This window comes from Bacillus alkalisoli, assembly GCF_002797415.1.
GTDB lineage: Bacteria > Bacillota > Bacilli > Bacillales > Bacillaceae_I > Bacillus_CD > Bacillus_CD alkalisoli.
Window position 1 is genome coordinate 1,992,929 of sequence record NZ_KZ454944.1, and the last position, 13,121, is coordinate 2,006,049.

Genomic DNA, 13,121 nt, shown 5'->3' on the forward strand with positions numbered 1-13,121 from the left:
GTGTAAGATGAAAATTCGTATTTTAACAGAGGCAGATGCAAAGACATATCAAGCAGTTCGTCTGAGTGCCTTAATAACAAATCCAGAAGCATTTAGCTCTACATATGAAAGAGAAGCAGCTTTTTCTATAGAGACTGTAAAGGAAAGAATTAGTCCTTCAAGCGATAAGTTTGTATTAGGAGCCTTCGATAAAAAAGAAACATTGGTAGGTTTAGTTACTTTTTTTCGAGAAATTGGCCTTAAAATAAATCATAAAGCAAATGTTTTTGGGATGTATGTAGTACCAGAAGCTCGTGGTAAAGGTGTAGCAAAACAACTTATGCAGGAATTAATAAAGAAAGCAAAAGAGTGTCAAGGAGTGGAGCAATTACTTTTAACCGTCGTACAAGGTAATGCATCAGCCAAAAGGCTATATGAATCTCTTGGATTCGAAGTATATGGACTAGAACGAAACGCATTGAAGGTAGATGGCGAGTATTTAGATGAAGATTGGATGGTATTATTTTTAAGTTAACCGACATACTGTCGGTTTTTTTTAGTAGAAATCGATTTCATAAATACGGTTCGTTTAATGAAAAAACGAATTATATAGGGAGTTTAACTCTATAATGTTCGGTATTTAATAGTAGTAATTGATATGCATTTCTTTTATTATTCGTTTTTCATATAGTGTTAAAACTTTATGAAACTCACTCAGTAAGCTAATTATTTATTTTTTGCTATAACCCTATGTTATAATTTCACCAAAATAGAACTTCCACACATTGGAGTGAAAACGTATATGCAAAATTTACATAAAAGAACGGTAACAGAACAATGGAATGTCCGCTATGAAGAGGCTAGCTTTCCGTTTATTCAAAAAGGATGGATCCTTCCAGCAGGACAATGGGAAAAGTTTGACCCGTTTTTATTAATGGCAGAAGATTGGTTTAAACGAGGAGCTTTTTCAGATCACCCGCATAGAGGTTTCCAAACGATAACGTATGTAGTAGATGGAAGATTAGAGCACATTGACAACGCAGGGGGAAGAGGGATTTTAGAGCCAGGTGACGTGCAGTATATGAACGCTGGTAAAGGGGCGCGCCATGCAGAAGAAGGGGTAGAAGATGATATTGCTCATACGCTGCAATTATGGCTCAATTTACCAAGTGATCTAAAGAACAGTGATCCTTTCTATAAAGATGTTTACGCAGAACAAGCGCCAGTGTCAAAATTTGATGGTGGAAAAGTAAAAGTATTTGCTGGGAATATAGCTGGTATAGAAGGTCCAATGCATTCACTTGTACCAATAACGATGTGTGAAATTTCTTTAGATGAAGGTGTATCTTATAAACACTTAATCCCTGAAACACATAATGCATTTTTATATGTATTATCTGGAGAGATGGCTGTTGGAGAAAATGAAGTATCGTTACAAAAGAATGGTGTAGCAACGTTGTCTTTCGTCGAAAATGGTGATAAAAGCAAAGTTAGTGAACTTACGATAAATGCCAAAAGTAGACGTTGTAAAGTTTTAGTCTACTCAGGTGAACCATTCAGAGAGAATGTTGTTGCGTATGGTCCATTTGTTATGAACTCCATGGAAGAAATTCAACAAGCGTATCGAGACTATCAGGATGGTAAATTTGGACCTGAAGCTAAATAATTATGTAGAAAGAACACTTCCGGTTTGTGGAGGTGTTTTTTATTTGGGATTTTTAGAAAATTGTACCAATATGAAAGTGATTATATTATACTTTTTAGAAATACAATTAAAGGGGAAAATTTCATGAATGATTGTTTCATTTGTAAGAAACATGCTGGAAATATTGAAACTTCAGGAGTAACGATATACGAAGACGAATATGTGTATGTAGGTCATATTGATGGAAACGGGAAACCAAATTATTTAGGTCATGTAATGATTGACCTAAAAAGACACGCTCCGACACTTGGTGATATGACAGTAGAAGAAGCAAAAGCTTTTGGCGTAATAATGGCCAGGGTCAGTAAAGCTCTAATGGAATCAGAAAAAGCGGAGCACGTTTATTCACTTGTTTCAGGAAATTCCGTACCACACCTACATATGCACCTCGTAGCACGATATCCAAACACGCCAGAAGAATATTGGGGGCCAATGGCAGTATATAATTGGGAATGTGCTCCAATGGGCGACGAAAATGCTGTAATCGAACTTTGTACTCGTATAAAAAATCACCTTGAAGAAAACTCATATGAGTAGATCAAACAAAAACTTTTGTTGGGTAGGGAGCCAAGAAAATTTCGTTGATACTCCAGATATTCATCAACTGAATCAAGTTTTTGTTGGTCGTTATGGTGGTAACTCGAATGCAGGCCAATATAAAAACGAAGATGGTTGCTTAGTTTGGGAAAATGAAAAGGAAGATTGGGAGTTTGCCATTCTTCTAGACGCACATAATAGTTCAGAGAGTGCAGAAATTATTTTAGAGCTATTTAACAAGGAAAAAAAACCGATAAAGTATCTGTTATCGCAACCTACAACCTATCAAACTTTCAAAAAGGTTGAAGAAAAAATATTAACTATGTTTCAATCTGAAGATTTCTTGTCAACTTGCCAAAATATAACAGGAGAAACCGCTTGTTTAATAGTCGTTAGAAAAGATAAGTATGTGTGGTGGTTTTCCGTTGGGGATTGCGTTCTTTATTTATTTCATAAAGAACTTACTGCACTAGGGCAATACCAATTGAACCAAAGACACTTTTTTGAATGGATTGGACAAGTTAATACATTTGAACAGGTAGTCCCTTGTTACAGTACTGGAATAAGGGAATTAAGAAAAGGAGTAAATCATTTATTCCTTACTACTGATGGTCTAATTGAATGTCCAAATGAACCGTATTCAAATCCGATAAACATTTATAACTCTTTCATTTCTTCTTTTAATGATGAAAGCATTCTTCAATCAATGTTGGACACTATCAAGGAGAATGGTGTAAGAGATAGCACAACTATCATATCGTGGAAAATAATTGTTTATAAAGAAGCCACTAGGCCAAGTGAAACTACCGTAAGGAAATAAATAATAGCTAATAGTAATAGGAGATCTAAAAAATGAAAATGGTTAATATTGGTGCATTTATTTTATCATTCATTTGTATCTTATTAGTTTTTATCTTACCTTTTCCTAGTACAACTTTGTTTGGGATACACAGTATAAATCTGATTTTATTTATTACGATGATAAATTTAGTATTAGGAGTTTTAGGGTTTTCTGGTGTACAAGATTGGAAGGGCTTGGCAAGAAGCGTAATTACTATTATTGTTTCAATAGGTCTCTCTGTATTTTTGACTTTGATTATATTTTTTGGAAGTTTTCTAAACTAACAGTAGTATAAATCAAGTAAACTAGTAACTTAAAAGGATGAGTCTATGAATAAAAGGTGGAAAGCTACGCCAAGATTTTTAATATGGATGTCAATAATTTTTGCATTACAAGTAATTAGTCTAAGCATTATAGTTATTTACACTCCTCATGCATTTGTAAGGATTGTTAATTTAATAGCTATTATTATAGTATCTTCCGTAGTTGGAGGTTTAGTTAGAGAATTATTTGTTTTAAAACAGAAATAAATAACTATATTAAAGTTAAAGAAAGAACCTTGATTAAGAAAGAAAAAAACAAAAGTGCCTTTCATAAATAGAATGAAGGGCACCCAATCAAGATAGAAAAATAAATAACACCTATTCATCCAACAACTGTAAAAATTCTCTAGTACGGCTTTGTTTTGGCTTTTCTAACACGTCTTCCGCCGTACCTTTTTCAAAAATAACCCCGCCATCCATAAACAAAACTTTATCTGCCACACGTCGTGCAAAGTTCATTTCATGGGTAACGATGACCATCGTTTGACCTTCCTTAGCTAACTCTTCGATAACATGTAAAACTTCTCGAACAAGTTGAGGGTCAAGCGCAGAAGTTGGTTCATCAAAAAGCATGACTTCTGGCTCCATCATTAACGCACGGGCTATAGCAGTACGTTGCTGCTGACCTCCCGACAACGAATCAGGGTATTTTTCACTATGTTCAAACATACCTACTTTTCGAAGAATTTCTTCTGCCTTCCTAACTAAATCTGCTTTTTTCCCTTTTTTCGCAAATAGGGGAGCTTCTAGTATATTTTCCATCACCGTCATGTGAGGAAAAAGGTGAAATCCTTGAAAAACCATCCCCGAGTAACTACGAAGTTCCCTAATATCTTTTTTATTGGAAGGCTTGCCATCAAAACGTAACGTTTTACTTCCTATTGTAATAGAACCAGCATTAGGTTGTTCCAGCAAATTAAGGCAGCGTAATAACGTCGTTTTTCCAGAACCAGAAGGGCCAATCAAACAGACAACTTCGCCTTTTTCTACAGAAAAGTCAATGGACTCTAAAACAGTAGTTTCATCAAATTTCTTTTTCAATTGTGATACTTGAATCATTTTCCTCTCTCCCTTCACCTGCGACTTAAATATCGGTTATAGCGTTTTTCTAATCTTTCTTGGAAGAATCCTATTATGATACATACAATCCAATAGATCATAGCAGCTGTAATATACATTGTCATACTATCGAACGTTCTACCTGCAATAAGTCGAGAACTATATAAAAGCTCTTGAACGGTAATAACCGAAGCTAAAGATGTTCCCTTTACAATGTCCATAAAAATACTAAAAGTAGGAGGTAGGGCAATTCTTGTTGCTTGTGGAATAATGATTTTCCTTAATGTTTGAAAATAGCCCATTTGTAACGATGCAGCAGCTTCCCATTGTCCACGGGGTACTGACATGATAGCAGAACGAACTATTTCTGCATTGTAAGCAGCAAAATTCAAACTAATCCCAACGATACCCGCAACGATCGCACTATTAAATTGAACGCCGATTACTGGCAAACCGTAATATAAAATAAAAATAAAGACAAGAAGCGGTGTACCGCGCATAAACGAAATATAAATACGAGCAGGCCATCTTACAAACCAATATTTTGACATTCTAGCAATTCCAATTACTACACCGAGAACCAAAGCGAAGAACATACTTGCAATCGCGATGATCATCGTTATTTTCAAGCCTTCCATAAGCAGTGGAAGTGAATGGATAGCAAGCTCCGGATCATATAAATATTCCCATTTAATTTCATTATAGTTGAACCAATCTTGCATTTTTCTTACCCCCTATACAAAAAGAAATACAAGGGTTTTATTCCTTGTATTTCTTACTTAATCATTGCAAGCTTACAGCTTATTAATTTCCGTCTAAACCGATGATTTCTGAATCACCGATAGGTTGAGATACGTCTTCACCTAAAAATTCTTCAGAAAGTCTAGCAACTGTACCGTCTTCTAAAAGTTCTTGCATCGCCTGATCTAAACGTTCTTTTAAAGCTGTTTTGCCTTTTAACATGATGATTGCACTTTCTGTTGCATGGAACTTAACATTTTCAGCTAGAGCTAAACGATCATCATTATAATCTTTTAATGTACGAAGTAAAACTAAGCGATCATTTAAGTATGCATCCCGATTTCCATTAGCTACATCTTGTAAGATTGCCTGAGCACCACCATCATAAGCAACTGCATCTGCACCGATATTGTTTGCAAATTGTGCGTAGTTACTTGTCATAGAACCTAAGCCGATTTTTACGTCTTTAAGGGCTAGTGCATCTTCGAACTTGTTAGCATCTTCTGCACGTACAATGGCTGACCCATAAGAAAATTTATGAGGTGTTACAAAATCAAATGTTTCTTTACGTTCTTCCGTAATAGCAAAATCGTTAGCTGCGATATTAATTTGACCGTTACGCAAAGATGGTAAGATACCGTCAAATTCCATACGTTTAAATTCTACTTCTACACCAAGTTTTTCACCAAGAGCGCGAACTAACTCTACATCAAATCCAGTAAGCTCATTACTTTCATCTACATACGTAATAGGAGAATACGTTCCTGAAGTTCCAACTATTATTTTTCCAGACTCTTCAACGTCCGTCCAAGAAGTATCTTGTGCTTTGGCATCTTCATTTGTATTTGTATCAGTTTGGTTGTTGTTAGCTGTACCACAAGCTGCTAAAGTTAGCATTGCGATGATGAAAAGGAATAAAAAGTTTACTTTTTTCATATGTACACATCCTTTTAAGTTTTAAATTCATAGTTAATCTATCGGAATAATAAATAGAATGTATCATTTACTATAAAAAGTGTCAATGAATTAGCTTAAAGTAGAATAATTAAAAGTTTTCAATTATTTTGCTAGTATTATTTTCCCTTAATAAAATGATTCCTATTCTAAATCTTTTTTACTTTAAAACACTCAGCTTATATATTAAACATTCACTATTTATACCCTAATACAACCTACCTTGCACTTGAAGCTGGTTTTTCTGTTTATATATATCATTGTAATAATATGGTATAATTATGATAGTAAAAACTGTATTTGTACGAAAGGAGTAGATAGAAATTGGCTGATATCCAAAATATGCGTATTTTGTTAGAATTACAAAAGATTTTCACGGAACAATCGGATGAAGAACATAAATTATCTACGAGCGAGCTTATCCAAAAGCTACAACTAAAGCTATCCTTAACAGATACAATCGATAAAAGAAGGATTAAAAGGTACATTGATGTTTTAAATGATAGTGGTTTTGATGTAATTGAAGATGTTGCGAAGTTTGGGAAAAAAGTGTATAGCCAGCAAGTGAGAGTGTTTGAAACATATGAGCTACGTATGCTTGTAGATGCGGTTATTTCCGCCAAATTCATTTCTGATTCGCAAAAAAAGACAATTATTAATAAATTGAAAAAACTCACAAGCGAACATATTGCAAAAAGTTTGCCGAGTTCACTAAAGTATGTTAAATCAATAAATCACATCGATAAGATGACGAAAGTATACATAGACTCCATTCGTCAAGCTATAGAAAAAAGACATGCCATTAAATTTAAATACGGGAAATATAACCTTGATCGTGAGTTTGTTTTACAAAGGGAAGGTAAAGAGTATATTTATTACCCATACGATCTAATTTGGGAACAAGGACAATATTATGTTGTTGGTCAAAAAGATAACAAAGGCGGACTATCTAATTACCGAGTAGATAGAATGAGGAATGTAGAAGTGATTGACGAACGTTTCAAGCGGTTGGATTATGATATTGAAACGTACATGCAAACGAATTTTAATATGTTCTCTGGATCTGGAGAATGGGTAGAAATAGAGTTTCGAAAGGCATTTTTAATTAATCCAATTATCGATAAGTTTGGAATGGATGCAGAAATTAAAAAAGTGGATGAATCAACTTTTATTTTAAAGACTAAAGCGATCGTCGGCCCTGGATTTTTCAATTGGATTTGCAGCTGGGGAAGTGATGTAAAAGTGATAGCCCCTGAATCAGCCGTTTCCTATATGAAAGAGGAAGCGAAGAAAATAATGAAATTATATGAAAGAGCAGTAGATGACCTTTGACAGGTTATGTACTGCTCTTTTTTAATAATATTGGTTTCTTTTGTTTGGTTTTGGAGAAAGCGCTATGTAAAATCATTCCTAGCATGATAAATAATATCCCGACAATTGCAATTCCATTTGGTAAAGGGGCTGATAATAGAAGTACTTCACCTATAATAACAAATAAAACTTGAGTGGACTGTGTTGCTTCTACTGCGGCAAGCTTTGTTTGGTTTTGGTGAACTCGGTCTGTAGCGATGAAGAATAATGTTGTTGCGATGACTCCAGAGCTAATACCAACGATGCTAGATTTTATTACTTGATTTATAGAAGGTAGACCGACTTGAAAATAGCCTATTGTTGCAAGAATAATCCATAAAGGCATACTTGCTAATGTCATTCCTAATACACGTTGAAATGTATCTAGCTTATTGTCGCATACTTCCATCATTTTGCGGTTTCCTAACGGGTATGCAAATGCAGCTATTAATACTGGAAAAACAACTAATAGTGTAGATGTAATCGTTAAGCCTTCTGCTGTATTGGATTGTATAAGGATAACGCCAAGTAAAATAAAGATGGATATGTATAGCGCTGTTATTGGAATACGTTGACGTACTTTGGCTGATACGTTCATCGTTTGAATATTATAGAAGAATAATGGACTCATTAAAACACCTGCAATGATTGTTAGTTGCCAAGTACCAGCAACAATCCATCCAGGGCCATAAGCTGCAGCGAAAGTGATAGGGGCATAAAATAGTCCGAATCCTACAAAGCTCCATAACAACCATTGATATGGTTTTTTCTTGAACTCTTCAATCAATTGTTTGAAATTGTTACGAAAAGCAACGATTGCTACTAAAAATGGTACCATTGCAAAGTATCGTAATGACGCACTCCACAACCAACTCCCCCCAGAAAGCTCCATCGATCGATTCAAAATAAAAGTAACTGCAAAAAACAAAGAAGCCAAGATCCCAATCAAAATTTCTCTCATCTTATTAACCTACCTTTTATGAACCTCTTCAGATGCCTTTTTAAGTGCCAGGCACCACCCGGAATTTGTCGAAATAGTATCGAGAGGTGTCAGGCACCACCCGAATTTTGTCGAATGTGTTTTGTTGAGTAAGAATTAAAGGTTAAAAGGGTTTTATAAAGAATATTATGTAGTAGGGGGGATAATAATGAAAGGCTTTAATTATTTTAAGTATGATGGTTTAGGTCTAGCTGAGCTTGTGAAGACAAAAGAAGTGAAGCCTACAGAAGTTTTAGATGCATGTTTTAATAGAATTGAAGAAATTAACCCTAAAGTAAACGCTGTTGTTTATAAAATGTATGATAAGGCTAAAGTGGAAGCAGCTAAAGTGAACAACGGGACATTTGCTGGAATTCCACTTTTATTAAAAGATATAGCACAAGAAATAAAAGGAGAGCCAACAACTTCAGGTTCATTTGTATTTTCTAAATATGTTTCCAAAGTAGATTCAGAGTATGCTATTAGAATGAAGCGCGCAGGGTTTAACTTTATAGGAAAAACGAATGTGCCCGAACTTGGATTAGTTGCTTATACAGAGCCTACTTATTATGGTGCGAGTCATAATCCTTGGAATTTAGGTCACACACCAGGAGGATCAAGTGGTGGAGCGGCAGCTGCGGTTGCATCAGGAATGTTGCCAATAGCAGGGGCAAGTGATGGAGGTGGTTCCATACGAATACCTGCATCCTTTTGTAGTTTGTTTGGTTTAAAACCAACAAGGGGACGAACGCCAGTTGGGCCAAGTCTTGGACGTTTTTGGCAAGGAGCTACTTTAGAGCACGTATTGACTCGCACAGTTCGTGATAGCGCAGCTGTTTTAGATGAAATAGCTGGAGCGGAAAAAGGAGCAGCATTTAATGTTCCAGCGTATGAAGGCTCCTATTTAGAAGCAATGTCTTTGCCGATAGCTAAGCCGCTAAAAATTGCTTTTACAACAAACTCTCCAATCGGGACTACGGTGGACGAATCATGTAAAGAGGCTGTATTGAAAACCGTGCAATTTTTAGAATCGTTAGGACACGTTGTAGAGGAAAAAGAAGCGCCTGTTGATGGTAAAAAAATTGCCAATAGTTACTTGACTTTATATTTTGGGGAAGTAAGTGCAACGCTGTCTACATTAGAAGAGTTGTTAGGACGTAAGGTGAAGTTCCAAGATGTTGAACCTGCAACATGGTTATTAGGATTGTTAGGGAAAACAACGACAGCAGAAGAGTTTGTATTAAGTTTACGAGCGTGGGACAAAGCAGCATATGCAATGGAAACGTTCCACGAAACATATGACTTTTATGTAACACCAACAACTGCATTTCCTGCTTCTAAAATAGGGGAGCATGACTTAAAAACTGTTGAAAAGATAGCGTTAAATGTCACAGGTAGGATGGGTACAGCTAAAATACTAAAGAAAATGGGAATAGTGGACCAACTTGCTGAAGATAGCTTAAAACGAGTACCATTTACACAGCTAGCTAACTTAACCGGACAACCGGCAATGTCAGTTCCTGTACACATATCAAAAGAAGGATTGCCAGTTGGTGTACAATTCATGGCGGCAAGAGGCAAAGAGCATTTACTAATCCAAATGGCTGCCCAAATCGAACAATCCGTACTATGGGTTGGCATGAAAGGTAATCCAATGATGTAATTGTAATTATTACAAGAATATTAATGATGCCTAGCACATTTAATATTCTTGTGATTTTTTTGTTGCTTTTGTAACAATTAGTAGTTATTTTGGTCATAATGTTTAGGTGAAGAGTAAATTATTTTCATAGTGAGAGCTGATTTTGTATGATAGATGGTAAAGACAAGTTTTTTAGGAGGTAGAGATGCTTAAGAGAATTACCGTTTTATTTATAGTAATGATTATTGTTGGTTGTAGTTCAGCCCAACAGGAACAGGATAATGTAGATTCAGAAAAAACAGTAAATAGTAATATTCAAGTTTTGAACGAAGAAATCCTGGGAGAGAACCTTGAAATACCTTGGTCTATTACTAAAGCAAGTGACACTTTCTATATAACAGAACGTGGAGGTTCTATCGTAAGAGTTTCGAATGGACAAGTAGATCGAGAATCCGTGAACTTATCAGAGCCAGTACTTTCAATTGGGGAAGGTGGTTTACTAGGATTAGAGCTTCACCACGACTTTGAAAATAACAAATTAGCTTTTATCTATCATACATATGGCACGGAAAAAGATGTGAAAAATAGAGTCGTGTTAGTAGAAAAGACAGAAAACGGATGGCAAGAAAGAAATGTTTTGTTAGATAATATTAAAGGAGCAAGAATTCATAACGGTGGTCGAATGAAGATTGGTGCTGACAATAAATTATATGTAACGACGGGTGATGCTAGCGATACTTCGTTATCTCAAGAACGAGATGATCTGGCTGGCAGTATCCTTCGTATGAATTTAGATGGTTCTGTTCCTAATGATAACCCTTTTCCTTCATCGTATGTTTATTCTTATGGACATCGTAACCCTCAAGGACTTGCGTGGGATGTTTCAAACAATATCATGTATGCTTCCGAACATGGACCTTCTGGCCGTGATGAAATTAATATCATTGAAGCCGGAAAAAATTATGGTTGGCCAATTATAACAGGTGATGAAGAACAAGAAAGTATGGTGTCGCCACTCTTTCATTCTGGAAGCGACACATGGGCTCCTTCGGGAATGGCTTATAGAGACGGTGTGTTATATGTTGCAGGCCTAAGAGGAAATAATGTTTATGCATTTGATCTAGAAAAGAAAACAGTCCATGAACTTTGGAATGGTGTAGGCCGCATTAGAGATATACGCTTATCCGAAAAAGGATTATACATTATTACAAATAACACAGATGGACGTGGCGTGTTATCACCAGGTGACGATAAACTAATCCACCTAGAGTTAGTCAAATCAACCGAAAGCTAACAGAAAGACAATTCAAAACACCTTTATCTTAAAGACTATCTTTCACAAAGAAAGGTAGTCTTTTCCATATTATTACATGTGCCTGGCACCTGTAATAATATAGAAATATTTTTGGTAACTTTTGTTTTGTTTGGGTAAGCTAATTGAAATGAAAATAGCATTTTTTGTGAGTTAGGTGAGATGATGAAAAGAAGATGGTTGCATAAGAAATACATTTTCGAAGAAAAACGAAAACTTGCTAAGGAACAGGACAAAGTAGCAAGTTATTTTTTATATAAGCTAAAAAAGTCTAATGACTTTATTAGTTCGTTTAACGAATTTGCAAATACACCTTATCACATCTATTATATAGATTCCTTAATAGATACAGATATTATCCATCGTGATATTTTGACGTATTTAAATGAAAAGGAATATAAAACTCTAGAAGAAGTTATGCAAGCTATTCCAATTGAAAATTCATTTATTACTAAAAATGAAGCAAAAATAGAAGATCAATTATTAAATGGACATGTGGCAGTTCAATTGAACGAAGAAGACGAGGAATGCTTACTACTTCCGGCTGAAAAAAGAAAAGGGAGAACCGTTTCCCTTCCAGAAGTTGAGTTTAGTGTAGTTGGACCGAAAGAAGCTTTTACAGAATCATTAAACACAAACATAAATCTTGTAAGAAAAAGAATACCTATCCCTGAATTAGAAGTAAAAGAATTTACGGTTGGAAAGTTATCCAAAACGAAAGTTGCTGTATTATCCATACATGGTATTGCCAATCAAGAAAACGTAAACACTGTAATCCAGCGAATTGAAGATATTCGATTTGACCAAATAAATGATAGTTCGTACATCACTCAGCTTATTCAAGATAACAATAACTCACCATTTCCTCAGTTTATTGATACGGAAAGACCAGATCGAATTGCAGCAGTTCTTGCAGAGGGAAAGGTAGTCATACTTGCAGATGGCGCACCACATGGCCTCATTGGCCCAACAACATTAATTGAATTTTTTTCGGCTTTTGAAGACTATTTTCTTAACTGGATTTTAGCTTCTTTTTTCCGAATTATTCGTTTCTTAGCCGTTATATTTTCCATTTTAGTTACACCAATTTACGTGGCTGTCCTAACATATCATTATGAATTAATTCCAAAAGATTTAGTAAGCACGCTTGTCACTTCTAGAAGTGCGATACCATTACCTCCTTTTTTAGAGGCCATGATATTAGAGTTAGCCATTGAGCTATTAAGAGAAGCTGGAGCGCGTCTACCTACAAAAGTTGGTCAGACAATCGGTATCGTTGGCGGGATTGTTATTGGTACTGCATCAGTAGAAGCTGGATTGACAAGTAACGTGCTTTTAATTATTGTCGCGTTATCCGCACTTGCATCGTTTACGACTCCAGTTTATCAAATGGGTAATACGATACGTTTAATTCGCTTCCCATTTTTACTACTTGCTCACATTTGGGGATTACTTGGAGTAGGCATATGCTTTTGTTTCTTAATCATTCATTTGTTAAGGCTCACATCATTAGGCAGACCGTTTTTAGAACCTGTTTATCCATTAAGGTTGCCGGACTTAAAAGATTCGTTTATTCGTTTACCGTTCCAATTACAGACGAAGCGCCCAATCGAAACACAATCAGAAGAAACAATTCGTTTTGAAAATAAAGAAAAGAAGAAGTTAAAAGATATTGATGAATATTCAACTTAGGATGGTT

The 13,121-nt window shown here is 35.5% G+C and carries 13 protein-coding genes; 9 read left to right on the forward strand and 4 right to left on the reverse strand.

Annotation, left to right across the window (positions count from 1 at the left end; genetic code table 11):
• Positions 1–7 precede the first annotated feature (7 nt).
• The 5 genes from CDZ89_RS09835 (at position 8) to CDZ89_RS09855 (ending at position 3,346) form a co-directional block, all read left to right on the forward strand.
• Positions 8–514: a GNAT family N-acetyltransferase gene (locus CDZ89_RS09835; protein ID WP_096154278.1), complete on the forward strand. Its 507-nt coding sequence runs from the start codon at positions 8–10 to the stop codon at positions 512–514.
• Between the two features lie 267 nt (positions 515–781).
• Positions 782–1,645 carry a pirin family protein gene (locus tag CDZ89_RS09840; protein ID WP_096154279.1) on the forward strand — a complete coding sequence of 288 codons (864 nt, stop codon included), beginning with the start codon at positions 782–784 and terminating at the stop codon, positions 1,643–1,645.
• 123 nt (positions 1,646–1,768) lie between these two features.
• Complete coding sequence (locus CDZ89_RS09845; RefSeq protein ID WP_096154280.1) at positions 1,769–2,221, forward strand: HIT family protein; 453 nt, start codon at positions 1,769–1,771, stop codon at positions 2,219–2,221.
• Positions 2,214–3,041 carry a PP2C family serine/threonine-protein phosphatase gene (locus CDZ89_RS09850; protein WP_096154281.1) on the forward strand — a complete coding sequence of 276 codons (828 nt, stop codon included), beginning with the start codon at positions 2,214–2,216 and terminating at the stop codon, positions 3,039–3,041. Before CDZ89_RS09845 ends, CDZ89_RS09850 begins: the two co-directional genes overlap by 8 nt.
• A gap of 32 nt (positions 3,042–3,073) precedes the next feature.
• Positions 3,074–3,346: a hypothetical protein gene (locus CDZ89_RS09855; RefSeq protein WP_096154282.1), complete on the forward strand. Its 273-nt coding sequence runs from the start codon at positions 3,074–3,076 to the stop codon at positions 3,344–3,346.
• A 357-nt stretch (positions 3,347–3,703) separates the two neighbouring features.
• Here the strand turns inward: CDZ89_RS09855 and CDZ89_RS09865 are convergent, their stop codons facing one another.
• The 3 genes from CDZ89_RS09865 to CDZ89_RS09875 all read right to left on the reverse strand — a co-directional run bounded on the left by CDZ89_RS09865 (position 3,704) and on the right by CDZ89_RS09875 (position 6,121).
• Positions 3,704–4,444: an amino acid ABC transporter ATP-binding protein gene (locus tag CDZ89_RS09865; RefSeq protein ID WP_096154284.1), complete on the reverse strand. Its 741-nt coding sequence runs from the start codon at positions 4,442–4,444 to the stop codon at positions 3,704–3,706.
• A 14-nt stretch (positions 4,445–4,458) separates the two neighbouring features.
• The gene (locus CDZ89_RS09870) at positions 4,459–5,166 is read right to left on the reverse strand and encodes an amino acid ABC transporter permease (RefSeq protein WP_096154285.1); all 708 of its coding nucleotides are present in this window, start codon (positions 5,164–5,166) and stop codon (positions 4,459–4,461) included.
• 82 nt (positions 5,167–5,248) lie between these two features.
• Positions 5,249–6,121 (reverse strand): transporter substrate-binding domain-containing protein, encoded by an 873-nt coding sequence (locus tag CDZ89_RS09875; protein WP_100333634.1) that lies wholly within the window; start codon positions 6,119–6,121, stop codon positions 5,249–5,251.
• A gap of 342 nt (positions 6,122–6,463) precedes the next feature.
• Between CDZ89_RS09875 and CDZ89_RS09880 the strand changes: the two genes are divergently transcribed.
• Positions 6,464–7,471 carry a helix-turn-helix transcriptional regulator gene (locus CDZ89_RS09880; RefSeq protein ID WP_096154287.1) on the forward strand — a complete coding sequence of 336 codons (1,008 nt, stop codon included), beginning with the start codon at positions 6,464–6,466 and terminating at the stop codon, positions 7,469–7,471.
• Positions 7,472–7,475: 4 nt separating this feature from the next.
• Here CDZ89_RS09880 and CDZ89_RS09885 read toward each other — a convergent pair whose 3' ends face one another.
• Positions 7,476–8,450 carry a DMT family transporter gene (locus tag CDZ89_RS09885; protein ID WP_100333635.1) on the reverse strand — a complete coding sequence of 325 codons (975 nt, stop codon included), beginning with the start codon at positions 8,448–8,450 and terminating at the stop codon, positions 7,476–7,478.
• Between the two features lie 187 nt (positions 8,451–8,637).
• Between CDZ89_RS09885 and CDZ89_RS09890 the strand changes: the two genes are divergently transcribed.
• From CDZ89_RS09890 to CDZ89_RS09900, 3 genes are all read left to right on the forward strand, one after another.
• Complete coding sequence (locus CDZ89_RS09890) at positions 8,638–10,131, forward strand: amidase (RefSeq protein WP_100333636.1); 1,494 nt, start codon at positions 8,638–8,640, stop codon at positions 10,129–10,131.
• A 184-nt stretch (positions 10,132–10,315) separates the two neighbouring features.
• Positions 10,316–11,404 carry a PQQ-dependent sugar dehydrogenase gene (locus tag CDZ89_RS09895; protein ID WP_100333637.1) on the forward strand — a complete coding sequence of 363 codons (1,089 nt, stop codon included), beginning with the start codon at positions 10,316–10,318 and terminating at the stop codon, positions 11,402–11,404.
• A 180-nt stretch (positions 11,405–11,584) separates the two neighbouring features.
• Positions 11,585–13,114, forward strand: coding sequence for a spore germination protein (locus CDZ89_RS09900; RefSeq protein WP_227521487.1), 1,530 nt, complete (start codon positions 11,585–11,587; stop codon positions 13,112–13,114).
• Positions 13,115–13,121 lie beyond the last annotated feature (7 nt).

Excerpts from the sequence above, each read along its gene's own strand:
- CDZ89_RS09850 (WP_096154281.1), top strand. The coding sequence starts at position 2,214 with ATGAGTAGATCAAACAAAAACTTTTGTTGGGTAGGGAGCCAAGAAAAT.
- CDZ89_RS09895 (WP_100333637.1), top strand. The coding sequence starts at position 10,316 with ATGCTTAAGAGAATTACCGTTTTATTTATAGTAATGATTATTGTTGGT.
- CDZ89_RS09855 (WP_096154282.1), top strand. The coding sequence starts at position 3,074 with ATGAAAATGGTTAATATTGGTGCATTTATTTTATCATTCATTTGTATC.
- CDZ89_RS09900 (WP_227521487.1), top strand. The coding sequence starts at position 11,585 with ATGATGAAAAGAAGATGGTTGCATAAGAAATACATTTTCGAAGAAAAA.
- CDZ89_RS09835 (WP_096154278.1), top strand. The coding sequence starts at position 8 with ATGAAAATTCGTATTTTAACAGAGGCAGATGCAAAGACATATCAAGCA.
- CDZ89_RS09870 (WP_096154285.1), bottom strand. The coding sequence starts at position 5,166 with ATGCAAGATTGGTTCAACTATAATGAAATTAAATGGGAATATTTATAT.
- CDZ89_RS09865 (WP_096154284.1), bottom strand. The coding sequence starts at position 4,444 with ATGATTCAAGTATCACAATTGAAAAAGAAATTTGATGAAACTACTGTT.
- CDZ89_RS09890 (WP_100333636.1), top strand. The coding sequence starts at position 8,638 with ATGAAAGGCTTTAATTATTTTAAGTATGATGGTTTAGGTCTAGCTGAG.
- CDZ89_RS09885 (WP_100333635.1), bottom strand. The coding sequence starts at position 8,450 with ATGAGAGAAATTTTGATTGGGATCTTGGCTTCTTTGTTTTTTGCAGTT.
- CDZ89_RS09845 (WP_096154280.1), top strand. The coding sequence starts at position 1,769 with ATGAATGATTGTTTCATTTGTAAGAAACATGCTGGAAATATTGAAACT.
- CDZ89_RS09875 (WP_100333634.1), bottom strand. The coding sequence starts at position 6,121 with ATGAAAAAAGTAAACTTTTTATTCCTTTTCATCATCGCAATGCTAACT.
- CDZ89_RS09840 (WP_096154279.1), top strand. The coding sequence starts at position 782 with ATGCAAAATTTACATAAAAGAACGGTAACAGAACAATGGAATGTCCGC.